Source organism: Nonomuraea sp. JJY05, from assembly GCF_043496855.1.
Taxonomy (GTDB): Bacteria; Actinomycetota; Actinomycetes; order Streptosporangiales; family Streptosporangiaceae; genus Nonomuraea.
Genome location: NZ_JBIEIS010000064.1, coordinates 38,349 through 61,356 on the forward strand (window position 1 = coordinate 38,349; position 23,008 = coordinate 61,356).

Consider the following 23,008-nt stretch of genomic DNA (forward strand, 5'->3'; position numbering starts at 1 on the left):
GCCACATACGGTTAGCCCTCATGATCCTGGCCACCCTCGCGTGCGCCCTCCCGGCCACTCCCGCCGTCGCTGACGTCCGCATCAGGATGGAGCGTCTCGACCGCGGCCTGGTCGCCGCCGGCGCCCCCAACGGTGTCTTCCTGAGCTGGCGTCTTCTCGGCACCGAGGTGACCGGAAACGGCAGCCGCGGCATGGCCGGCCCGGACTTCCGCGTCTATCGCGACGGCCGCCCGATCGCCACGGTCACCGACAGCACGAACTACCTGGATTCCACAGGAACCGCCACTTCCCGCTACAGCGTGGCGCCGATAGCACGCGGCAGGGAAGGCCGTCCGAGCGCTGCGGTCCGGCCCTGGGGTGAAACGTTTTATGACGTACCGCTCCGCAAACCCGCCGACGGCGTCACACCGGTCGGCGAGGCCTACACCTACGCCGCCAACGACATGAGCGTCGGCGACGTGGACGGCGACGGCCGGTACGAGCTCGTCGTCAAGTGGGAGCCCTCCAACGCCAAGGACGTCTCCCAGCGCGGCTACACCGGTCCGACCTACCTGGACACCTACACGCTCGACGGCAGGCTGCTGTGGCGGCTTGACCTGGGCGTCAACATCAGGTCGGGCGCCCACTACACGCAGTTCCTCGTCTACGACTTCGACGGCGACGGCCGCTCGGAACTGATGCTCAAGACGGCGCCGGGCACCAGGCAGATCCGCTACGACCCCGCCGGGAACGTGATCAGCGAGCGCTACATCACCATGCCGGAGCGGGACGTCAAGGCGGGCTACTCGCACACCGACGACTACCGGCTGAGCGCCGCCGGCTACTTCGAGCACGTCGTCGGGATGTTCATGAAGTGGCACGAGCACCCTGAGGTGGTCGCCGGGCGCTGGCCCGCCACGCTGGAGCAGGCCTTCGGCATCGCGCCCACGCACAGCTATCCGCTCTCCCGCGAGTCCGCGGTCGAGCTCGCCACCCACTTCATCGACGTCTACGCGCCCGCCCGCAGCGGCAACAACCGCCTCCGGGAGTTCGCCGGGTTCGTCCTCACCGGCCCCGAGTACCTGTCGGTGTTCGACGGCGCCACCGGCAGGGAGCTCCAGACGATCCCCTACAAGCCGGGACGCGGCGACGACGGGCTCCTGTGGGGCGACTACGCGATGGCCCGCATCGAGCCGGGCAACCGGGTCGACCGGTTCCTGTCCTCGGTGGCCTACCTGGACGGCAAACACCCGTCGGCGGTCTTCGCCCGCGGCTACTACACCCGCACCACCCTGGCCGCCTACACCTGGAACGGCCACAAGCTGAAGCAGGTCTGGTTCGTCGACAGCGGCCACGCCCCGATGGCCAACCCCTTCAACGCCGGCCCGCACGGCCTCGACGGCGGCAACCCCGCCTACGCCACCCTCACCACCCAGGGCTTCCACTCGATGAGCGTCGCCGACGTGGACGGCGACGGCAAGCAGGAGATCGTGTACGGCGGGGCCACCATCGACGACGACGGCAGCCTGCTGTACTCCTCCTTCGACGTGGCCCCGCCGGAGAGCAGCGTCCCGGGACAGAACGTCCGGCTCGGCCACGGCGACGCCATGCACGTCGGCGACCTCGACCCCGACCGGCCCGGCCTGGAGATCTGGACCGTGCACGAGGGCGGGGCCTGGGCGCCGTACGGCTGGGCCATGCGGGACGCCGCCACCGGCAAGGTGCTCTTCGGCGGCTACAGCGGCCGGGACACCGGGCGCGGGATGGTCGGCGACATCGACCCCGCGATCCGCGGTCTGGAGGCATGGTCCTCGATGCCTCCCAACCAGGAGATCGTCTCGGGCCTCTGGTCGGTCCGCGGCGACCATCTGGGCCGCGTCACACCCGGCACGAACCAGAGCATCCGCTGGGCGGCCGACATGACCACCCAGCTCATCAACGGCACGGCCACCACCGAGCTCCAGACCCCCACGATCGACGACTGGAAGCGCGGCAGGCTCCTGACCGCCACCGGCACACTCACCAACAACTGGACCAAGGGCAACCCCGGCCTGGTCGCCGACATCTTCGGCGACTGGCGCGAGGAGCTGGTCGTCCGCACGGCCGACAGCGGCGCGGCCCGCATCTACCTCAGCACCGAGGTGACCGACCGCAAGCTCTACACCCTGATGCACGATCCGCAGTACCGCGTCGAGGTGGCCAGGCAGCAGACGGGCTACAACCAGCCCGCCTACCCCAGCTTCTACCTCGCCTCCGACCTCGACTGGTCCGACGTCCCGATCCCCAAGATCCGCTGACCTGGACGGTTCTCCGCCCTTGCCACCGGCCCCGGAGCGGGCATCGGCGTCGAACGGGAAACCCGAGCTCGGATCTACCGAGCTCGGGTTTCCCGCCGGCGGCTCGAACAGCCACAATTGCCTGACCTGCGATTCGACGGGGTCCGTTCTTCGCATCCGGCCGCCATCATCTGGACGAGCACGGGTACGGCGCGGATCACGTCTCCCGAGGAGGGAGAGGCAGACCGACTCGACGGGACGTCACGGCGCGTGCGCCCCGGAGATGCCATCGCCGTGGGTGAGGATCCGCTTTTGGTTGAGTACGGGTAGAAGTGTGTACCGGCGGCGCGAGAGAGCTGAGCCGCACCCGGGGCGCGCGGGTTGCGCGATCGAGCTCTTCGACGTTCTGTCCCATCGGCTCACCCGGGCTGCCGTCCCTCAGAGCGGGGCGTTCAGCTCCCCTCGTAGCCGGGCCGCCTCGGGGACCTCCATGTCGTCCATGAGCCGCAGGGCCTCCCCCCACTCCTCCGCCGGCAGCCCCTGATCGGCGCGGAGCCTGGCCAGGCCGACCAGCGCCCGGGCCTGCTGGAACCGGTCGCCCATGACCTGTGTGAGCTCCAGCGCCTCCTGATGCCGGGCACCTGCCTCCTTCGGATGCCCGAGCGCGCGCTCCACCTCGCCGAGCCCGTTGAGCGCGCTGGCCTCGAACGTGCGGCTGCCGGAGGCGCGGAACAGCTCCAGGGCGCGTCGATGGTGGTCGAGTGCCCGCTCGTGTTCCCCCCAGGCCAGGTAGATCTCGCCGAGGCAGTCGAGCGTCTCCGCCTCCATGTCACGGTCCACCGTCTCGCGTAGCGCGGCGAGCACCTCCTGGTAGAGGTCGTGGGCCGCCTGGAGGTCGTCGGTCGCGGCATGTACCCGGCCGATGTTGACCATGGAGTTCAGCTCGGAGTAGACGTAGGACATCGACCTGGCCATGTCCCGGGAGGCTTCCAGGTGCTCCAGGGCCTCACCGTACTCGCCGAGCCTGAACAGGGCGTTGCCGATGTCGCCGTGCGAGACGGCCACGCCCGCCCGGTCTCCGATCTCGGCGGCGATCTCCATCGCCCTCTCGTGCATGGGGACGGCGAGTCGGTAGGCGCCGGTACGCCAGTAGATCTCGCCGATGTGGTTGAGCACGTTGGCCTGCCCGGACAGGTGGCCGCTGCGCTCGAACAGGACGGCCACGCGCTCCAGATCCGCCAGCGCGGCGGCGTACTGCCCCCGCAACACCTGGACCATCGCGATGTTGCCCAGCGCGCGGCCTTGGCTGCGCGGATCGTCCAGGGTCTCCCAGAGCTCCACGGCATGGCGGAAGCTCTCGTGCGCCTCGTCCAGTTCGCCGTTGCGGATCAGCGCCACGCCGAGCGCGGTGAGCGCCGACGCCTCTCCCATCAGGTCGCCCGTGGCGTGCGCGGCACGTGCCGCACTGCGGTAGAGACGCCTGGCCTCCTCGTGCTGCCCGGCCATGTCGAGGTGCCGCACCAGCATCCGGCCGAGATCCCTGCCGAGCGCGGGTGACCAGGTCAGCGCCATGTCGGCGGCTGCCACCAAGTTGGAGCGCTCGGCCTCCATCCATGCCTGCGCCTGCGCCGGGTCGGGGAACGGTTCGGCGTCGGGCCGGATGACGACCTCTCCCGGCAGGGCGAGACTGATGGCGGAGGACAGGCGGCCGAGGTAATGGTCGAGCAGCCGCGCCACGGCCTCGTCCTGCTCGCCGCCGCACTCGACGGAGTAGGCGCGCAGCAGATCGTGCATGCGCCAGCGGCCGGGCTGGTATGGCTCGATCAGCCGCGCCTCGGCGAGCGCTCCGAGCAGGTCGGCGGCCTCGCCGGTCGAGCAGCCTGCCAGCACCGCCGCGGCGCCCGGCTCGATGTCGGGACCCGGGTGCGCGCCCAGCCGGCGGAACATCGAGGCCACCGGCTCCGGCAGCGTGCGGTAGGACCAGGAGAAAACGGCCCGCACGCTGCTGAGCGGATCGCCCGCCACCTCGAGCAGGTCCAGCCTGTTGCTCGCCGATCGGAGCTCGGCCACCAGGTCAGGCAGCGGGCGGTCGCCACGCGCTGCCCTCTCACCCGCGACGCACAGCGCCACCGGCAGGTGGGCGCACAGCCGCGCCAGCTCTCGTAACGATGCCGCGTCGCCGTACGGGACGAAGGTTCGCAGCAGTGACTCGGCTTCGGCCGGGGTGAGCGTGCCGATGACGATGCGTTGTGCACGCTCGCGGACGACCAGGCCATGGAGCGGCACGCGGCTGGTGATCACCGTGGCGCAGCTGTCCACCGTCGGGAGCAGCGGCCTGACCTGCTGCTCGGAGCGGGCGTTGTCGAGGATGATGAGCATCCTGCGCTGGTCGAGCAGGGCGCGGAAGAGCGCCGAGCGGGCGTCGAGCCCGCCGGGAATGCGGGCCGGCGCGGTGCCGAGTGCGGCGAGGAAGTCGCCGAGCACGCGGGCCGGGTCCGCAGGACCGGTCGGTGCGTGGCCGCCGAGATCGGCGTAGAGGCTGCCGTCGGGAAAGCGCTCGCGCACCCGGTGCGCCCAACGCACGGCGAGCGCCGACTTGCCGACGCCCGCCATGCCCTCGATCGCGGAGATCACCAGCGGCGTCCGGCTGCCCAGCACCCGGTTCATCGCCGCCAGCTCCGTGGCGCGCCCGACGAATCCCGGCACGTCGTACGGCAGGCCGGCCGGAACGGGCGCGGCCTGCTGCCGGTCCAGCGCGCTGTCACCTTCGAGTATGCGCTGGTGGAGCAGGCGCAACCGCGGTCCCGGCCCGATGCCGAGCTCGTCGGACAGGCGCCGGCGGAAGGCCAGGTAGCAGTCCAGGGCCTGCGGCGTGTTCCCGGCCCGGAACAGCGCGGTCATCAGCACCGCCACGACTCGCTCCTCCAGCGGATGCTCGGTGAGCACACCGCTCAGCCTGTCCACGGCGGCGGTGTGACGGCCCTGCGCGGTCTCCTCCTCGGCGAGCCGGAGCTGCGCCGACAGGTGGAGCGCGATCAGGCCGGCACGGACCTGTCGCGCCCACTCGCCCTCGATGCCGGGTAGCGGTTTGCCCCGCCAGGCCTCCAGCGCCGCGGCGGGGTCCGTGGCCTGCAGGCGCTTGAAGCGCAGCGCGTCGACGAGGTCGGGTTCGACGTCGATGAGGTAGCCGCCGCCGCGGCGCAGGAGCCGGATCCCGGAGGGGGCGAGGACCTTGCGCAGCCGGGTGACGTAGCCGTAGAGCACGTTGAGCGCCGAGTCGGGCGGGTCGCTGCCCCACACGCGGGAGACCAGTTCGGCGGTCATCACCGGCTCACGGGCGTCGACCAGCAGCGCGGCAAGAACGCAGCGCTGCCGGCTGTGCCCGGTGTCGACCTCGCGGCCACCGTCCTCCAGCCCGATCCAGCCGAGCAGCCTGAATTCCACGCGTTCTCCCATTCAAGGATTCTTCAAGGTTTTTCGCCCGCCTCTCACTCATCGTCGTATCACCTCACTTCGTAAGGGGGAGCATGAAAACGACGAAGACGGTGGCGGCGGCCGTCGCAGCGGATGTGCTGCCGCCTGCCGTACCGGCTCGGGCGGAGGCGACGGCCGGCCCGAGCCCGATCAGCCCGCTCTGGCCCAGCACCGGCCGCACCTCTTTCACCGGCCGCTGGGTCAACGGCTACCCGATGGACAGCACCGGGCGGCGCGTGCCGTTCCGGTTCACGCTCTCGGTCGAGGCGGGGCGGGCGCCGGTCTCGCTGCGCCGGCGGCTCTACGCGCCCAACCGCGGCTACCGGTGGCACCGGCTCGACTTCAAGCTGGAAGGCGGCGGTCAGCGCATGGCGCCGCAGACCAACCTGATGTGTCGGCGGGTGAGGCATGATGCGGCTGCTCATCCTGAGCGCGCTCGTGGCCGCCTTCTGCAGTCCCTGCTACATCTACGGGGCTCGGCGAGCGGTCGCCTCCGGTTCCAGGTCAACGACCCCAAGCGGGACGACAACGGCGGCCAGGAGACCATCACCGTCCTCGTCTTCCGCCGGCCCTGACCCATGCGGCGACGGAGGCTCGCATGGCACAGGTCCGGCTGTCTCGGGACTGCCCGCGTCGTCGTGGGGCCGCTGATCGGCCCCCCTTCGGCCGGCAGGTCGGTGGTCAGCCGCCGTTCCTGAGCAGCGACCACACGTGCACCGGCTTGGGCTCGGGCTGAATCGCCTTCGCCAGGTCGTGAAACAGAAAGCCGGCGATCTGATCCCCATCGGCGAGCCACTCGGAAGGCCGAGGGCCTGCAAATGGGTCTACCACCTGTATTCCGACAACACTTACGTCTACCACGAAAGGGGGAGCCGATGAGGTGGAAAAGCATTCTTCTGCGAGTTGTCGTGGCTGTTGCTGCTCTTCTCTCGGTGACCGGGCCCATCTCTCCTGCTCAGGCGGCGGTGATCTCGCCCAAAGCGATCTACAGCGTGTACGGCGGTCGATGCCTGGATGTGAGCTCCTACGCCAACGGGACGCCCGTCATCCTGTGGGACTGTCACGGCCGCGACAGCCAGCAATTCCGTCGCGCGACCGACGGCACGATCAGGTCGATCGCCGGCAACCGGTGCCTCGACGTCACTAGCTACGCCGCAGGCACGCCAGCCGTCCTGTGGGATTGCCACGGCCGGGCCAGCCAACGCTGGGAGTGGTGGGACGGCGTGCTCCGCAGCATCACCGGTGCCCGCTGTCTGGATGTGCGCAGCTACGCCGCAGGAACGCAACTGATTCTCGCGGACTGCCTGGGGCAGCCCAGCCAGCAGTTCAGTTGGAACTTCCGCCATGTCGCCGGAGACAAGTGCTGGGACGTATCCTCCTATGCGGACTACACACCGGTCATCCTGTGGGATTGCGCCGGCCAGCCGAGTCAGCGGTTCCGGTGGAACCTCGACGGCTCCATCCGCAATGTCGCCAGTGGAAAGTGTCTCGGAGACGACGGCCACCTTTTCCTCATCTCGTGCAACTTCGCGTCCGAATTTCGCTGGTTCAGCCGCGAAACTGTCAGCTCAAGCGGAGCGTGTGTGGACGTGAGCAGCTACGCCAACGGAACACCCGTCATATCAGTCCCCTGCACCGGGGGGGCCAAGCCAGCGCATCAACTGGTAGCCGGCCGACCTCCTCCTCCGCATATCACCAGCACTCGACCGCAGCGCGCCCTCACCGACGAAGCCACTCACGCGGCTCGCATCGTCCCGGCGAGGGCGCGCTCCGTCGTGCGCGAACGGCGACAGGCGTGGCCGCGCGACCCAGAGCGGTGTTGACGTCGTCGCCTTCCAGAACGAAGTCCAGGACCCTGAAGGGTGTCAAAACCAGGTCCATGGCGCTGACGTGCGCATTCTTGACGGCACCTCGTTGCTCGGCAGCTCGGCAGCTCGGCAGCTCGGCGGTGAAAGGCGGGGGCGTCGAACGACCGCGCATCGCCGGCTCGCGCAGCCCACGTCGACCAGGTACTGCGGCAGATCGGCCTCCGCTGTCTCCCAGCTCAGCAGTCGCCGGCTCCAGTCGGCGTCCGCCTTCGACCCCGATCACCACCACATCCCCGGTGCGCAGTTCCTCGGCCAAGTAGCAGGAGACCATCGCCTCGAAGTGGCGGCGCACCAGCATCCCGCCTCGGTGAAGTGGTACTCACCGTCGATGGTGTGGATCGGGCGGATCTCCACGCCCGGTGCCGGCAGGTCCACGATGAACTGCGACAGTCCCGCGTGCCGGTCGGCCGGTGAGCCGTCCGTGCGGGCCAGGACGACGATCGCATGGGCGTAGCGCGCCCCGGTCGTCCACATCTTCGTCCCGGTGGTCTCCCAGCCCTCATCCACCCTCCGTGCGCGAGTACGTACGGAGGCCGGGTCGGAGGCGGACAGCCCCTTCGCTCCGAGACCTAGCCGCGGGCACTGCCCCCGCCGCTCATCCGCTACGCACCGGTTCGCTCATGCATCGTCAGCTTCGCGGATCCCGCCCCGCCGCGCGCACCTCGGTTGGCGCGACAGCGGGACGGCGACGGACATAGGGGGTCAGGTGCGGGTCCAGCGCTGGCCGGTGGCGCCGCTACAGGACCAGATCCGGGCTTTGGTGCCGTTGGCGGTGGAACTGGCGGGCACGTCGAGGCACTTGCCCGCGCCGACGGCGGTGACGCTGCCGTCGGTGTTGAACCGCCATTGCTGGTTGCTCTGCCCGTTGCAGTCCCAGATGATCACAGCTGTGCCATCCGCCGTGCCCCGGCCGTTGACGTCCAGGCACTTGGATCCGTACACCCGCACCTCACCTGAGCTGGTCACGGTCCACTTCTGGTTGGCCTGACCGTTGCAGTCCCAGATCTGCGCCTGTGCCCCGTTGGCTTGCGACACACCGGTCACGTCCAGGCACCTGCCGGACGACGCGCTCTTGATCGCACCTGAAGGTGGCGTCGTGGTGCCCCCGTCGAGACCGAGGAAGGAGATGGCGAAGGGGAACATGCCGTCCAGCGGCAGCGAGTGACCGTAGCCGGCGAAGCTGTACGCCTCGACGGCGGGCTGGGCTCCAGTGCCGCCGTACCGGGTCCGGGTCACACCCGATCGCGGGGTGTCGGTGGACGAAGGCGTCTGGGTCAGCCCGTGCAGGTTGGTCCACTGTTTGATCTCTTCGCCGAAGTTGGCGTAGGCCAGCGTGGTGTCAGTGGTGCCGTGCCACAGCTGCATGCGCGGGTAACGGCCCGTGTATCCCGGATACATCGCCCGGGCCTGGTCGCCCCATTGCTGGGCGGTCTTGATCAGGTTTCCGCCGGAGCACTGGCTGTTCCACAACGATCCGTTGGTGGTGGCGAAGCATCCGGCCGGTACGCCGGAGAAGGCCGCGGCAGCAGCGAACACGTCGGGGTATTGGGCGGCCAGGACGTTGGTCATCATCGCGCCGGAGGAGAAGCCGCTGACCATGATGCGAGCGGGGTCGACGTTGTAGCGCTGGCGCGCGTAGGCGACCATCGACATGATGCCGGTGGAGTCGCCGCCGCCGTTGCGCTTGAGTGCCGCCGGGGTGGAAACGTCGAAGCAGCGTCCGTCGCGGGTGGCCTCGGGGAGCACGATGACGTACCCGTAGCGGTCGGCCGCGGTGACGAAGTCGCGTCCGACGCTGTTGAACACGCCGCTGGCCGATCCGGTGCAGTAGTGGACCATGACCAGCAGCGCCGGCTGCGGGGCGACGTTGTCGGGCACATAGATGAACATGTTGAGGTTGGTCGGGTTGGTGCCGAAGTTCGTCACCCGGGTCAGTGACGCGGCCTGCACGGGCCGGGTCACCAGGAGGGCGCTCGCGGCGACCAGCGCCAGGACGGCCGCCACCAGCATGGCTCTGAGCCTTCGCGTCACGCTGTGTCCTTTCCTCGTGCGGAGGCCATGGCGCGGGACGAACCGCCACGGTCGGGGAGCGGGCATCAATTGTTAGCGATAACATCCTCGGCCGAACCGATTCGGCGTGATCTTCTCGGATTGGCGGTGGTGGTTCAGCGGAGCAAATACGGCGGGCGATGTTCCGTCAAGCCCCCGGCGTCTCAGCCGGATGACGCACCCTCCGGGCAACGGCCGCTTCCATCGGCGCCCATCAGCGGATACTCCTACCGTTCGGCGGGTACGACCTCGATGCAACTTTCATCTCGCGGTCCGCCGTTCGGGCCTCACCGCCGAAGAGGCCGGTCCCCCGGGCAACGACGGCCGGGCCTTGGGGGTTATCGACAACATGCCCGCCGTCAAGGTCAGCTACGGGTCCACTTCTGGTTGGATCCTCCCCAGCAGGAGTAGATCTGCACCTTGGTCCCGTTGGCCGTGGCCGCGCCGGCGACATCCAGGCACTTGTTCGCTCCGACCGCGGTGACGGTGCCGTCGGAGTTGAAGCGCCATTGCTGGTTCGTCCGGCCGTTGCAGTCCCAGATGACCACGCTGGTGCCGTCCGCCGTGCCTCCGCCGTTGACGTCCAGGCACTTGTTGCCGTAGACCCGCAGCTCACCCGAGCTGGTGGAGGTCCACTGCTGGTTGCTCTGGCCGTTGCAGTCCCAGATCTGGGCCTGGGCGCCGTTGGCCTGGGAGACGTTGGCGACGTCCAGGCACCTGCCGGAAGACGTGCTCCTGATCGTGCCGCCCGTGGGAGGCGGGGTGGAGCCGCCGTTGAGGGCGTTCAGCACGGCGTCGTAGGCGGGTTTCTTGTTGTAGTTGCCGTCGAAGAGCAGGGGTGTGTCGCCGCTGCGCCACGAGTATTTGTCGGTGACGCCCCAGACGGTGATGCCGGTGCAGCGGGAAACGGCCATGCAGGCCTGGGTGACGCGGCGGTAGGCGTCGGCCTGGCCCGAGCCGGAGCCGCCGATGTCCAGCTCGGTGATCTGCACGTCCACGCCGAGCGCGGCGAACTGGGCGATGTTCTGCTGGTAGTTGGACGGCGGGTTCCCGAAGTGCGATTGCAGGCCCACGCAGTCGATGGGGACGCCACGGGCTTTGAAGTCGCGGACCATGTTGTAGACGCCGCGGGTCTTGCCGGCGTTGGCGTCGTCGATGTTGTAGTCGTTGTAACAGAGCTTGACGTTGGGGTCGGCGGCGCGTGCGGCGCGGAAGGCCTCCTCGATGAAGCCGTTGCCGAGCTTCTGGGTGAACACCGAACTGCGCAGCGTCCCGACCGCGCCGCCGTCGGCGAAGGCCTCGTTGACCACGTCCCAGGCGTAGATCTTGCCCTTGTAGTGGCCCATCACCTGGTTGATGTGGTTGGTCATCGCCGAGCGCAGGTCGGCGGCCGACATGTTGCCGTTCACCCATCCGGGCAGTTGGGAGTGCCAGACCAGGGTGTGACCGCGGATCTTCATGCCCTTGCTGACGGCGTGGTTGACGATCTGGTCGGCCGGACCCCAGTTGAACGAGCCACGGGAGGGTTCGATGGGGCCCCACTTCATCTCGTTCTCGGCGGTGACCCCGTTGAACTCCCGGTCCCAGGTCGTCACATACGCCGACTCGCCGAGATGACCGGCCGCCACCGCGGCGCCGAAATAGCGCCCGCTCTGCGCCGCCGCCGCGCCCAATGTGCTCGCGGCGGCGGCTGCGGGTGTGGTCACCGCCAGTGCGGTGAGTACGCCGAGCGCGCCGGCGCCGAGCAACGCCCGGACGCCCGACGCGAGTCTGGGTTGTTCGCCCATGTCTGAGCCTCCACTACGGGATGCGAAGAAGGGAATTCGGAAAATCTGCGCGCGGCCTGCCGCCTGGACCGCGCCACGGGCTGCGTTCCTGCCGTCCACCACCGACCCTCGGCAGACGGCAGCCCGCTCGGGGACTCAGTGTGGAAATCGGCACGAAACATGTCAAGGCTCCACCCGAAAGTTTCGCCGATCCCCCGGAACCCGCCGCCCTCTCGCCGCGCGGGCAGCACGCCTCGACACTGCGCGTTCGCGGCGACCCGCCGCCGACAGCACCGATGAACCTTTCATCAACGCCCTCCGCGTGTACGACGGCCGGCCAAGGGAGTCATGTCCCAGCACTCCGCACCATTAGAGCCTTGGTGGCCGCCGTCCTTCGCGCGGCTCCATCCGCAGCCAGCCTTGACATGCTCCAGGGAAGCATTTAGACGCTTGTGTTATCGATAACGCAGCATTCGCCGCACCCATGGTCCACCGCGTGCCGTCCTTCTCGTCCCGAGAGGCTCCCGCCCATGTCCTCGTCGTCCTATCCGTTCAGCCGCCGCAGGCTGCTCAGCACGGCCGCGTTCGCCACCGCCGGCGGCCTGCTGGGCGCGGGGCCCGCGCGAGCGGCCAGCGCTCCGAGCAGCTACACCCCGAGCTGGTCATCGGTGGACCAGCACCCGCCGGCTCCGGAGTGGTTCCAGGACGCCAAGTTCGGCATCTACTTCCACTGGGGCGTCTTCAGCGTCCCGGCCTTCGCCAACGAGTGGTACCCGCGCAACATGTACAACAACGGCTCAAACGAGAACAATCACCACAAGAGCGTCTACGGTGATCCCTCGGCGTGGCCGTACCACAACTTCATCAACGGCGCCCGGGACAAGGCAGGCAACTGGGTGCAGTTCGCACCGAAGCTGAAGTCCGCCGGTGGCAACTTCGACCCCAACGAGTGGGCCCAGCTGTTCGCCGACGCCGGCGCCAAGTTCGCGGGACCAGTGGCCGAGCACCACGACGGCTACTCGATGTGGAACAGCAGGGTGAACGAGTGGAACTCGGTCGCCACCGGCCCCAGGCTCGACCTCCTGCGGTTACACGCCGACGCCGTCCGGGCCAAGGGCCTGAAGTTGCTGGTGTCCCTGCACCACGCCTTCAACTTCACCGGCTTCTACCAGTGGGTGCCGTCGCAGTCCACCACCAGCCTCAGGAAGCTGTACGGCCAGCTCGACAGAGCCATGGAGAACCAGCTCTGGTACGACAAGCTCAAGGAGGTCATCGACGGCTACCAGCCCGACATCATCTGGCAGGACTTCAACCTGAGCCAGATCCCCGAGTCCCAGCGCCTGAACTTCCTCGCCTACTACTACAACCAGGCCATCGCCTGGAACAAGGATGTGGTCGCCACCTACAAGGACGGGTTCAACACCAGGGGCGAGGTCTTCGACTACGAGCGCGGCGGGCCGGCGGACATCCAGAATCCCTACTGGCTGACCGATGACAGCATCTCCAGCTCCAGCTGGTGCTACACCGTGGGCATCGGCTACTACTCGCTCAACGCCATGCTGCACGCGCTGATCGACCGGGTCAGCAAGAACGGCAACATGCTGCTGAACATCGCCCCCATGGCCGACGGCACCATCCCGTCCGGGCAGCGGTCGATCCTGCTGGGCATCGGGGACTATCTGCGGCGTTTCGGCGAATCCATCTACGCCACCCGGGCCTGGGCGAGCTACGGCGAGGGCCCGACCAAGATGGGCGGCGGTTCCTTCGTCGAGCCACGCCCCGGAACCAACCGGGACATCCGCTTCACCCGCAGCAAGGACGGCACCGTGCTGTACGCCACCGTGCTGGGCTGGCCGGGCGGCACCCTGGACATCACGACGCTGAACTCGAACCGGATCAACCTCGGCAACCTGGCCTCGGCGCAGCTCCTGGGCTCCACGGCCGGCTCGTACATCAACCTGCCCAACCGCACCCAGGACGGCTCCGCCCTGCACATCTCCATGCCCTCGTCCACCGCCCCGTTCAGCGCCCCGGCGTACGTGGTCAAGCTGACCTTCAACGGCCAGATCCCCGCCCTGGGCTCGGGCCCCCTCCCGACCACCTGGGTGCGGATCACCAACGTCGCCACCAACCTCGCGCTGGACAGCGGCGGCAACGTCGCCTCCGGCTCGGCGCTCAAGCAGTGGAACTACGACGGCAGCACCAACCTGCAGTGGCAGCTGGTGGACCTGGGCAGCGGGTACCACCGGCTCGTCAACCGCACCAACGGCATGGTCGCCGACAGCTGGGGCAACACCGCCAACGGCGCCTACTGCATGCAAGCCGCCTGGAACGGCAGCAACAACCAGCAATGGCGACTCAACAACCTCGGCAACGGCCGCTACCAGATCATCAACCGAGGCACCGGCACCGCACTGGACAGCGGCGGCAGCACCACCGTCGGCTCCAACGTGAAGCTGTGGAGCCCCGGCTCCAGCACCAACCTCCAATGGACCATCACCGCCGTCTGATCGGCCCGACGCACTTCGACCTGCTCGGGGCCGGCGCCGACGGGCGCTGCCGATCAGGCGATGGTGCACGCTGCGCCGTTGAGGGTGAATGAGGCCGGCTTGGTGGTGTTTCCCGTATGGGTGGCTTGGAAGCCGATGCCGATCGATGCGCCTGGGGCGATGCCTGCGTTGTAGGAGACGTTCCTGGCCGTCACCTGACCGGAGGTGGGCGAGTAGGTGGCGTTCCAGCCGGAGGTGATGGCCTGGCCGCCGGGCAGGGCGCGGCGGCCAGGAGGCGCAGATCTTGCGAGTGATCCGGAGGTGATCGGAGTCCTGATCGAGCTCCGGTAGGCGGCCGGTCAACTCCTCGATCTGGGTTCGGAGCTGTTCGACCTGACTGGTCAGCGCCTTCTCGCGGGCGTCGATCCGGTCCAGCAACGCGTTCCGGATAGCGTTGTCGTGCATCGAGGCGGCCGCGACCACCACCGCGATGACCAGCCCCAGCACATCCGCAGCCGGCCCACGCTCGCGACCCGGCACTCTCTGGCCGCATCCCGTCCGGTCATAGTCGAGGATGCCGCCGGGGCCGCATCACCCCGGCGTTGGCGATCACGCCGTCCAGCCTGCCGAAAGCTTCGATCGTGGCGACCACCAGTTGCTCGGCCGCTCTTTGCCCAGTGAGGTCGGCCGCGTGGACGAGCGGCGACGCGTTCCAGGGCGTCCTTGCGGCGGCCGGTCACGACGACCCGGGCGCTCGCCTCCAGGGAACGCAGGCGTAAGGCCGCTCACGACTACCCCTGACGGGGAAGCTTCAGCTTGCCGGAGGCGAAGACGTCGTCGATCCGTTTCATCGCAGTGGTCAAGTGCGCTCGCATCGCCTCCGCGGCGGCATCCGGATCCCTGAGCGCGATGGCCCTGGCGATGGCTACGTGCTCAGGCTTCGTCGCCGCGGCCTGCTGGGCATGGTGGTAGAGCCGGTACATGTGCAGGTGGCTGCGCAGATGGACCAGCGAGTCACGCAGCCACGGATTGCCGCTCAGCTTGGCGATGGTGTCGTGAAAGGTCGCGTCGTAAATCATGTCGAGCCGGTTGGTGGTGCTGTCCTGGCCACCCGAGCCGCCACTGCGCGCGAACGCCTTGAGCGCCGCGGCCTCGTCGGTCGAGGCGTTGCGGGCAGCGGCGGCAGCGGCGGCGGGCTCGACCAGCAACCGAAAGTCGATCAGGGCCCGGAGGTCGTCCAGGCCGATCAGCGGCGCCACCCGATAACCGCGCCGGGGTTCCTTGACGACCAGGCCCTGGGCCTCCAAGCGAGCCAGCGCCTCGCGGACTGGCGTCGGGGACACCTTCAAGGCGCGCGCCATGCTGTCGATGCTGAGCCGGGATCCGGGCTCAAGGGCGTGATTCATGAGCATGTCGACGAGCACCTCGTGAACGTCGTCCGCGAGTGGCTGCCGCGTGCCCACGCGCTGCGCAGCTTGCGTGGCGTTCAGTGCGTCCGCCAGGTCGGTTTGGTCCACGGATCTCCAGGCTGTCATCGCTGAGCGAAGCATAGTCACGAATACATTACGTGTCGATCCTATAGGAAATCAAAAATTGACTATAGGAACCACTGTGCTTATGGTGTGCCCATCGGGGCCATAGAAGGAGAGTTCAGGTGACTGAACACGGCCACGAGGCGCTCGCCCCCGCCAACGAGGTGCACTCTCCCGCGCCGGGCACATCCGTTCGAACGTCCCATTCGAGGTACCGCAGCCTCACTCTGGCACTGGCTGTCCTGGGGATCGGGCCAGTGGCGATCCTCGCCCTTCTGGTGGCCGTGCTCAGCGTTCTGTCCGATGTCTTCCTGTCCCTGGAGAACATCGGGAATGTGCTGAAGCAGTCGGCCGTCATCTGCGTCCTGGCCCTGGGTCAACTCCTTGTTGTGCTGACGCGGGGGATCGACCTGTCCGTAGGCTCCAACCTCTCCCTCAGTGCCGTCGTCGGCGCCCTGGTCTGGCGCGACCACGGCTCGGCCACGCTCGCAGTGGTGGCAACCCTGATCACCGGAACATCCATCGGGCTCATGAACGGGCTGCTGTACGTCAAGGGGCGGCTGCCGCACCCGTTCATCCCAACGCTCGCAATGCTGGCGGCAGCGAGTGGGCTCGCCCTCTACTTGTCCCACAGCGAGACCATCCAGGGCGCTCCACCGATTGTGAACGAGATCGGTGCAGGCCGGATCGCATCCATTCCGGGGGGCGGCGATGTCGGCTGGTTTCCGACCGCGGCCGTCGTGGTGATCGTGGTCGCCCTTCTGCTGACTCTCGCCACCCGCGGCCTGATCTGGGGCCGCTGGATATATGCCGTCGGCGGCAATCCGGAGGCGGCCGTCCGAAACGGAATCCCGGTGCCTTCGGTGCTGATCTCGGTCTACGTCGTGTGCGGCCTCCTTGCGGGCGTGGCGGCGCTGCTCACGATGGGTAAAGGTGATGCCGGGTCGCCGACCTCCGGCGCCCTGGCCGAACTCGACGCGATCGCGGCCGTCATCATCGGCGGTGCAAGCTTCCTCGGAGGGCGAGGTACGGTACTCAACGCCCTAACCGGAGCTTTCATCATCGCGGTGCTGCGCAACGGCCTGAACCTGCTCGGCATCGACCCGAACTGGCAGTACATGGCCACCGGCGTGGTGATCGTGGTCGCCGTCGAGTTGGACGTCATGCGTGGTTACCTCGAGCGTCGTTTCCGCAGCCTGCAGGCGGTGAGTGCCCCATGAACGACGTTCTTGCCACAGAACCGGTGCTGCGGGTGCGCGCGGCGTGCAAGCGGTTCGGCGCGGTCATCGCGCTGGACGGCGTGACGTTCGACGTCGCGCCGGGTGAGGTGCTCGCGCTCCTCGGCGACAACGGCGCCGGGAAGTCCACGCTGATCAAGGCGATCAGCGGGGTGCATCGACTGGATTCGGGGTCCATCACTCTGGACGGGATCGACATCTCGGCCGCCAACGCCATGGCGGTGCGGGCCTATGGAGTCGAGACCGTTTACCAGGACCTCGCATTGTTCGACAACCTCGACCCCGCGGCGAACTTCTTCGCCGGCCGTGAGCTCGCGGGGCCGAGCTGGCTGCCGCGCGGTCTACGCGTGATGCGGCGCCGGAAGATGGCCGTTCGGACACGGGAGCTACTGGACCGGCTGGAGGTCACGCTGCCCGACCTGGAGGCGATGGTTGCCCTGATGTCCGGGGGTCAGAGGCAAGCAGTGGCGGTAGCACGAGCCGTCGCGTTCTCTTCCCGGCTCGTGATCCTGGACGAGCCCACCGCGGCGCTCGGACTGCGCGAATCGGCACGGGTGCTGGACCTTGTGCGCCGGCTCAAGGATGACGGTGTGGCCGTGATCCTCATCTCTCACAGCATGGACCACGTCATGGCCGTGGCAGACCGGGCTCTGGTGCTGCGCCGGGGCCGGGCCGTGGGGGCAACCGTGCCCACCCCGGACAACCATGAACAGCTCGTGGCCTGGATCGTCGGCGCCGATGGCAGTCGGGCCATCTGACGCCGCACTCACGCAACACGCAGACTCGACGAACCCAACAGGAGTTCGCAATGAGAGCACGACACATCCTCTTGATGTGCACCGGTGCGCTTGCCCTTGCCTCCGCCGGCTGCGGCAGCACCGACAGCACCTCGCCCTCGGCGACTTCCACCGCCTTCTCTCCGGTCTCGGCCGGTGGGGCGGTGAAGGTCGCCTTCATCACGAAGTTCTCGGTGGCCTTCTTCACCGCCATGGAGGACTCGGCGAAGGCGTACGCGAAGAAGAACGGCGGAGTCGACATCACCTACTTCACCTGCAAGTCTCCGTCCGACGTGGCGTGCCAGACCGCGCAGATCGAGGACGCCGTCGCCAAGGGCTTCCAGGCGATCGTCATCACGCCCATGGGACCCGAGGTGATCCCGGCGATGAACGCCGCCGCCGACAAGGGCCTCAAGGTCATTCTTGCCGACAACAACCTCGATGCCTTCACGAAGAAGACAGCGGTCGCCGCGACCGACAACGTCAAGGGAGGCCAGGCGGCAGGAGCGTACCTGAAATCCTTGCTCAAGCCGGGCGACACGATCGGGCTGATGGAGGGGGTTCGCGGTGTTCCCGCGCTGGAGGCTCGGATCAAGGGCGTCAAAGACGCGCTTGAGGGGACCGGCGTCAAGGTCATCATTGGAGGAGCGGAGACGAAGTGTGACTCCGCCAAAGGAGCCACCGTCGCCGAAGACCTGCTCACCCGTGCACCCAACCTCACCGCGATCTACTCCGCCTGCGACGACCCGGCGATCGCTGCGGCAAAGGTCGCCAAGCAGAGGGGCAAGAAGATCCTCGTGATGGGGTACGACGGGCTCCCGGAGGCCGCCAAGGCCATCCAGGCGGGCGACATGTTGGCCACCATTGCCCAGTTTCCCGGCAAGATGGCCGCCCTCGGGGTGGAAGCAGCCGTGAGTGCGGTCCAGGGCAAGTCCGTTGAGCCGTTCATCGACACCGGCACGGAGCTGGTCACCAAGGACAATGCCGCAAAGTTCCTCACATTCCAGTGAGGCGACAGACGTGTGCTCTCGACAGCCCTGCCGTTCGGACCATCTTCTCAGCTGGCGCTCCCGGGACCCGGGTGCGTCGGCCGGTCCATCGAGGTCCCCGACAGCGGGGGCAGGTTCGCCAACGTGGCGCTCGGGTTCGAGCGCAGGACGTACCAGCTGGCCACCAACGACGGCCCCAACCACCTGCACGGCGGCGACAAGGGCTTCGACAAGCGGGTCTGGAAGGCCCGGCCGTTCAGGCGGGGGGCCGGCGTGGGGTACTTCCGCGAGCCCACAGCCGTCGGCGAGCGCATCAACAGCGAGAACCAGCAGATCACGCGCGGCGGCGGCTACGACCACAACTACGTGCTCGACGGGCGGGGCCTCAAGGTGGCGGCCACGGTGGTCGAGCCGGACGGCGGGCGCATGCTCGAGGTCATCACCGACCAGCCGGGCCTGCAGTTCTACTCGGGCAACTTCCTGGACGGCACGCTGCGCGGCACCAGCGGCCGGCTGTATGCCAAGCGGTCCGGCTTCGCCCTGGAGCCACAGCACTTCCCCGACTCGCCCCAGCAGCAGTTGCCATTGCCGGTGGTTGCCGCCCTGGTCGTCGGATCGGACGATGTCGTTGAAGGACCTTGCCGCTGTCGCGGTGAACCAGGACGTACCACGCACCGGTGTCGGCCCCCGCCGGGAGCCTGGGTCAGCCGGTCACGAAGGTCATCACACTTCGAGCGGGAAGCGTGACGGTGAAGGAACCGTTCGACACGCCGGTCGTGCCCTGCGACGCGACGTTCCTGCTCGCGTCGGTCAGCCAGGACGAGACGCTGGACGCGGCGCCGTTCCTCAGGGTGAACTGCTGGCCCACCGCAGAGGTCCCCTTGTTGATGGCGACAATGACAATCGTGGAGTTGCCACCCCGGTACGCCGACACGTAGACGTTCGACGCCGGATTCGCCGTCGCCTCGATCCGCACATATCCGGGGCGGACGAACCTGGCGAAGTGCGCCATGTTGGCGCCGCGCTTGCTGATCCGGCCGTCCTCACGCATCGGACCGTAACCGCGCCGGATGTACCACCAGATGTACGCCTGGAACTCCGCGTCCACCATCGCCCGGTGGATGTGCTCCCCCACATCGAGCGCCTGGGGCCAGAGATCCGCCGAATCGCTGCTGTTGGGGTAGTAGACCTCGGTCATCCAGAGTTCTTTGCCCGCGCCCTTCTGCTTGAAGAGGGGGTAAGGGAAGTTCGCGAACGACGTGCCGTAGAGGTGAGCCCCGATGATGTCCACGTTGGCCAGCGCCGCGGAGTCGTTGAGGATGGGGTCCGACATGTTCTTCAGGTACTGGAAGGACTCGGGGGCGATGACCCGGGTGCCGATCGAGCCGGCGTTCTCCCGCAGGAACCGCACCATTTCGGTGGGAGTCCACCACGTCCAGTCGTGCGCGTAATCGGGCTCGTTCTGCACCGATATGCCGTACAGGTTCACCCCGTTGTTCCGCAGGTAGGTGGTGAAGTCGTTCAGGTGCTGGGCATAGGCGCCGTACATGTCGTACCTGAGGCGTCTCGCATTGGTCTGACTGCCGCGGACGAAGGTCTCGACCATGCGGGCGGGAGGATTCCACGGCGAGGCGATCACGGCCGCCCCGAGCTCGGTCGCGCGCCTCGCCGTCGCCAGGTCACGGCCCCAGTCCGCCTGGTTCTCGGGGACGGGGATCCGCAGCACGGAGAAGCCGAGCCGGCCCTCGCCGGTGCCGAACGCCGTGTCCCGCTGGGCGGCCGTCAGGTCGCCGATCCAGGCCGTGTGGGTCATGCCGCCGAAGCCTCGGATCGTCTGCCGCTGCGCCGACGGATCGATGACCGCGGCGGCAGCGGCGGCCGCAGCGCGCGAGGCCCCCGCGGCCGGCGTCGTGGCCGTGAGGACCGGCAGGGCACCCATCGTCGCCAGGACGGTTCTCCGGCTCAGCGACCCTCGCTCGCCGCCGACGGGCTCGTTGCGACCTTGCGCCATGTCTCCTCCTCTTGGCTGTTGGTGCTGAGTTCGCGCCCTCTGGGCCGCGTTGGCCCGGCCGGCGCCTGACCACGCGCTTGTCTTCGTGGGCGGGAAGTGCTGTGGACGTTGCCTCGGCCTGCGCTCAGCAACTCGAGAAGACAGCAAGTCCCGGCGAGCCCGGCCGTTCGGCGGTGCCCCTGGCCGCGTCGTGGCCCCGAAAGTCCAGCGCGCCGGCCACTTCAGAAGGGCTTGCCGGGGGAACCCGAGCCGGCGTTGGAGTGCACGCCCGCGGGGAATGCCGGACGACGGTGGCTCTCCCTGGATGTACGCGCACTTGCAGGATCACCTGGGTGACTTCGATGCGGCTCAAATAGGTCAGGTCATTGCGGACAACCCTCCTGGCACGGGGCTCCGCCGACGAGCGGGGATTATCTCGGAGTACTGATTGTTCGCGCTAACATCTCCCGCAGGAACGTAAAGCCCTTGCTGCCGCCCGTCAACCGTTCACAGGGAAGAAACTTAATCAAGATCAAAGTCGATCTTGAAGCTGTTCAGCATGCTGAGGCCGTGGCAGTCATCTCACGCGAGAATCGGTGGATGGTGACGGACGGCGGTTGAGTCCAGCGCGAAGCCCGCATGTCGCCGAGGGCGATTCACGCCTACGTCGACGGATCTGGATCCATGTAGTCGCAGCTCACGAGCCATACGCTAGACGCCGCAGCTCGCGGCCGCCGCCGTCGCAGAGCACGGTCGACAGCCCGGCTGCCGGGCCGGCGGCGCCGGCGGTCGAGTTCGAGCGGCTGGCGCACCGGCAGGGCTATTCCTGGGCCGCAAGTTAACTCCCTATGCGTCGCAAATTAGCCTGTTGCCAACCGGTAACTTCTGTGAAACTTTCACTTGCACGGGCAGTGCACCACGATCTCCTTGGAGGCGAAACTCCAGACGGGAGGGCTTTCCGATGACAACGCGCAGGCCTGTCAAGGGTCGCCCCTCGTTGACGCCAAGTCGGACCGTCGGATGTACTCCGTGACAAAGCACTCACCGAAGTAGGCCATACAGCTCTGCTGGACCGAATGTTAACGCTCACTAGTACGTCGCCGACCTCTTCAATCTAGGCAAGGAGGGCCGGATGTCCCCGTTATCCCCGGCAACGGTGCGCGACCGCCCGCCAGTTCGCCGGTATGCCAAAGTCGCAACAGCTCCATCCCAGCCAACAGCTCGACGGACATCGGCCTCCAAGACGGCCATGTCGAGAACACAGCCCTCACCATCCGGGGAAGCCCCTGCTGTCGACGCCGGCTCTCCGCCCTGGGAACGGCCGGACGGCCACACGGCAAACCCATTGTTCGCCTGATCGGCCGGACCTGCGGTGTGTCCTGACCACACGCCCACAGCTCCGCATCCCCGCTGAAAGGAACCCCGTGTCCCTGAGCCGCAGGCAGTTCGGCAAGGCCGCCCTGGCATCTGCCGCGCTGACGACCACCGGTGTGGTTGGTTCTCCCCGTGCGGCGTGGGCGGCCAACACCGCCTATGTGTTCGCGTACTTCACTGAGTCCCCCAACCAGTCAGCCGCCGACTACGGCCTGCATCTGGCGGTCAGCCGGGACGGCCTGAACTGGACGCCCCTCAACCAGGACAACCCCGTCGTCACCCCGACCGCCGGGATCACCGACGCCGAATACAACGGGCTGGTCTCGCGCTGGGGGCTGCCGAACTGGGTGCGGCTGAAGTCCTACAACCTCCCCGACTATTTCGTCCGGCACGCCAACCGGGTCGGACGCATCGATCCCTACCCTTTCGATCCGTACCGCGAGCAGTTGTGGCGCATGGTGCCAGGGCCGGCCGACTCTGCCGGGGTTTCGTTCGAGTCGGTGAGCGTGCCGGGCAACTATCTGCGGCACAGCAATTGCACGATCCGCCTCGACCCCGACGACGGCTCCTCGGCCTTCCGCGCCGACGCCACCTTCCATCGGGTGGCCGGCCTGGCCGATGGCGGCTGGTCGTCGTTCCGGTCGTGCAACTTCCCGACCCACCACCTGCGGCGCCAGGGCTACGCGCTGCGCATCGACCCGATTACTTCCTCGTCGAGCGTCGCCGACCGCCAGGACGCGACCTTCCGGGTGACCTCATGAACGAAATGTTATCGATAACGCACGGTTCGGTCCGAAGGCCATGGGCCTGACCTGGTCAACGGGCGGCGTCTCGGCCTACGAGTTCGACCTCGGCCAGGTCCGGCTGATGGCGGCTGCGCCACGGGTCGGGCGCCACCTTCCGCATCCGGTGCGCAACGGCGGCCGGGTCCTCGGCCTCGGCGGGACGTCCCAAGGCGCGCAGATCGTGCTCGCCGACGACATTGGCTCGAACAACAACCTCTGGAGGTTCCTGTGAGGCGCGTGCTCGCGGTGCTCTCGTGCCTGCTTCTCGTGGGCGTGTCACTCACGCCCCAGGCGTCAGCGGCGACAGTCGACACCAACGCGTGGTACGTCCTGGTCAACCGCAACAGCGGCAAAGCCCTGGACGTCTACAACCTGTCCACCGCCGACGGCGGCCGCATCACCCAATGGACCCGCAACAACGGC

Annotated in this window: 18 protein-coding genes; 11 read left to right on the top strand and 7 right to left on the bottom strand. The window is 68.0% G+C overall.

Features of this window, described 5'->3' with window-relative positions; all coding sequences use genetic code 11:
• The first annotated feature begins 20 nt into the window (after window positions 1–20).
• Entirely contained in the window at window positions 21–2,276 is a 2,256-nt protein-coding gene (locus tag ACFKCF_RS55765; protein ID WP_394504863.1) for a rhamnogalacturonan lyase, read from the top strand.
• A gap of 417 nt (window positions 2,277–2,693) precedes the next feature.
• Here ACFKCF_RS55765 and ACFKCF_RS55770 read toward each other — a convergent pair whose 3' ends face one another.
• Entirely contained in the window at window positions 2,694–5,699 is a 3,006-nt protein-coding gene (locus ACFKCF_RS55770; RefSeq protein WP_394504865.1) for a tetratricopeptide repeat protein, read from the bottom strand.
• A gap of 83 nt (window positions 5,700–5,782) precedes the next feature.
• On the opposite strand from ACFKCF_RS55770, the gene ACFKCF_RS55775 reads away from it, so the two are divergent.
• The gene (locus ACFKCF_RS55775) at window positions 5,783–6,304 is read left to right on the top strand and encodes a hypothetical protein (protein WP_394504867.1); all 522 of its coding nucleotides are present in this window, start codon (window positions 5,783–5,785) and stop codon (window positions 6,302–6,304) included.
• Window positions 6,305–6,604: 300 nt separating this feature from the next.
• Window positions 6,605–7,552 (top strand): ricin-type beta-trefoil lectin domain protein, encoded by a 948-nt coding sequence (locus ACFKCF_RS55780; protein WP_394504869.1) that lies wholly within the window; start codon window positions 6,605–6,607, stop codon window positions 7,550–7,552.
• Window positions 7,553–7,816: 264 nt separating this feature from the next.
• Here ACFKCF_RS55780 and ACFKCF_RS55785 read toward each other — a convergent pair whose 3' ends face one another.
• From ACFKCF_RS55785 to ACFKCF_RS55795, 3 genes are all read right to left on the bottom strand, one after another.
• Window positions 7,817–8,149, bottom strand: coding sequence for an acyl-CoA dehydrogenase family protein (locus ACFKCF_RS55785; protein ID WP_394504895.1), 333 nt, complete (start codon window positions 8,147–8,149; stop codon window positions 7,817–7,819).
• 150 nt (window positions 8,150–8,299) lie between these two features.
• Complete coding sequence (locus ACFKCF_RS55790; RefSeq protein ID WP_394504871.1) at window positions 8,300–9,628, bottom strand: PHB depolymerase family esterase; 1,329 nt, start codon at window positions 9,626–9,628, stop codon at window positions 8,300–8,302.
• Window positions 9,629–10,011: 383 nt separating this feature from the next.
• Window positions 10,012–11,433 carry an endo-1,4-beta-xylanase gene (locus ACFKCF_RS55795; protein ID WP_394504873.1) on the bottom strand — a complete coding sequence of 474 codons (1,422 nt, stop codon included), beginning with the start codon at window positions 11,431–11,433 and terminating at the stop codon, window positions 10,012–10,014.
• A gap of 509 nt (window positions 11,434–11,942) precedes the next feature.
• On the opposite strand from ACFKCF_RS55795, the gene ACFKCF_RS55800 reads away from it, so the two are divergent.
• The gene (locus ACFKCF_RS55800) at window positions 11,943–13,922 is read left to right on the top strand and encodes an alpha-L-fucosidase (protein WP_394504875.1); all 1,980 of its coding nucleotides are present in this window, start codon (window positions 11,943–11,945) and stop codon (window positions 13,920–13,922) included.
• 53 nt (window positions 13,923–13,975) lie between these two features.
• Here the strand turns inward: ACFKCF_RS55800 and ACFKCF_RS55805 are convergent, their stop codons facing one another.
• Complete coding sequence (locus ACFKCF_RS55805; protein WP_394504897.1) at window positions 13,976–14,239, bottom strand: cellulose binding domain-containing protein; 264 nt, start codon at window positions 14,237–14,239, stop codon at window positions 13,976–13,978.
• A gap of 453 nt (window positions 14,240–14,692) precedes the next feature.
• A complete protein-coding gene (locus tag ACFKCF_RS55810) occupies window positions 14,693–15,418 on the bottom strand; it encodes a GntR family transcriptional regulator (protein ID WP_394504876.1) in 726 nt (241 codons plus the stop codon).
• Window positions 15,419–15,555: 137 nt separating this feature from the next.
• Between ACFKCF_RS55810 and ACFKCF_RS55815 the strand changes: the two genes are divergently transcribed.
• The 4 genes from ACFKCF_RS55815 to ACFKCF_RS55830 all read left to right on the top strand — a co-directional run bounded on the left by ACFKCF_RS55815 (window position 15,556) and on the right by ACFKCF_RS55830 (window position 19,183).
• Window positions 15,556–16,653, top strand: coding sequence for an ABC transporter permease (locus tag ACFKCF_RS55815; RefSeq protein WP_394504877.1), 1,098 nt, complete (start codon window positions 15,556–15,558; stop codon window positions 16,651–16,653).
• Between the two features lie 23 nt (window positions 16,654–16,676).
• Complete coding sequence (locus ACFKCF_RS55820) at window positions 16,677–17,429, top strand: ATP-binding cassette domain-containing protein (protein ID WP_394504879.1); 753 nt, start codon at window positions 16,677–16,679, stop codon at window positions 17,427–17,429.
• Between the two features lie 74 nt (window positions 17,430–17,503).
• Window positions 17,504–18,457 (top strand): sugar ABC transporter substrate-binding protein, encoded by a 954-nt coding sequence (locus tag ACFKCF_RS55825; protein WP_394504881.1) that lies wholly within the window; start codon window positions 17,504–17,506, stop codon window positions 18,455–18,457.
• A 12-nt stretch (window positions 18,458–18,469) separates the two neighbouring features.
• Window positions 18,470–19,183, top strand: coding sequence for a hypothetical protein (locus ACFKCF_RS55830; RefSeq protein ID WP_394504883.1), 714 nt, complete (start codon window positions 18,470–18,472; stop codon window positions 19,181–19,183).
• On the opposite strand, the gene ACFKCF_RS55835 is transcribed toward ACFKCF_RS55830, so the two are convergent.
• A complete protein-coding gene (locus tag ACFKCF_RS55835; RefSeq protein ID WP_394504884.1) occupies window positions 19,140–20,447 on the bottom strand; it encodes a glycoside hydrolase family 30 beta sandwich domain-containing protein in 1,308 nt (435 codons plus the stop codon). The genes ACFKCF_RS55830 and ACFKCF_RS55835 overlap by 44 nt on opposite strands.
• 1,403 nt (window positions 20,448–21,850) lie before the next feature.
• Between ACFKCF_RS55835 and ACFKCF_RS55840 the strand changes: the two genes are divergently transcribed.
• From ACFKCF_RS55840 to ACFKCF_RS55850, 3 genes are all read left to right on the top strand, one after another.
• Window positions 21,851–22,561 (top strand): AbfB domain-containing protein, encoded by a 711-nt coding sequence (locus tag ACFKCF_RS55840; protein WP_394504886.1) that lies wholly within the window; start codon window positions 21,851–21,853, stop codon window positions 22,559–22,561.
• 40 nt (window positions 22,562–22,601) lie between these two features.
• Window positions 22,602–22,817, top strand: a complete 216-nt coding sequence (locus ACFKCF_RS55845) for a hypothetical protein (RefSeq protein ID WP_394504889.1) — start codon at window positions 22,602–22,604, stop codon at window positions 22,815–22,817.
• 5 nt (window positions 22,818–22,822) lie between these two features.
• Window positions 22,823–23,008 (top strand): RICIN domain-containing protein (locus ACFKCF_RS55850; RefSeq protein ID WP_394504900.1); only part of this gene is annotated, 186 nt, incomplete at its 3' end.

Bases quoted from the DNA above. Each gene is read 5' to 3' on its own strand.
- ACFKCF_RS55765 (WP_394504863.1), top strand. From the start codon at position 21: ATGATCCTGGCCACCCTCGCGTGCGCCCTCCCGGCCACTCCCGCCGTC.
- ACFKCF_RS55775 (WP_394504867.1), top strand. From the start codon at position 5,783: ATGAAAACGACGAAGACGGTGGCGGCGGCCGTCGCAGCGGATGTGCTG.
- ACFKCF_RS55780 (WP_394504869.1), top strand. From the start codon at position 6,605: ATGAGGTGGAAAAGCATTCTTCTGCGAGTTGTCGTGGCTGTTGCTGCT.
- ACFKCF_RS55795 (WP_394504873.1), bottom strand. From the start codon at position 11,433: ATGGGCGAACAACCCAGACTCGCGTCGGGCGTCCGGGCGTTGCTCGGC.
- ACFKCF_RS55800 (WP_394504875.1), top strand. From the start codon at position 11,943: ATGTCCTCGTCGTCCTATCCGTTCAGCCGCCGCAGGCTGCTCAGCACG.
- ACFKCF_RS55825 (WP_394504881.1), top strand. From the start codon at position 17,504: ATGTGCACCGGTGCGCTTGCCCTTGCCTCCGCCGGCTGCGGCAGCACC.
- ACFKCF_RS55835 (WP_394504884.1), bottom strand. From the start codon at position 20,447: ATGGCGCAAGGTCGCAACGAGCCCGTCGGCGGCGAGCGAGGGTCGCTG.
- ACFKCF_RS55845 (WP_394504889.1), top strand. From the start codon at position 22,602: ATGGGCCTGACCTGGTCAACGGGCGGCGTCTCGGCCTACGAGTTCGAC.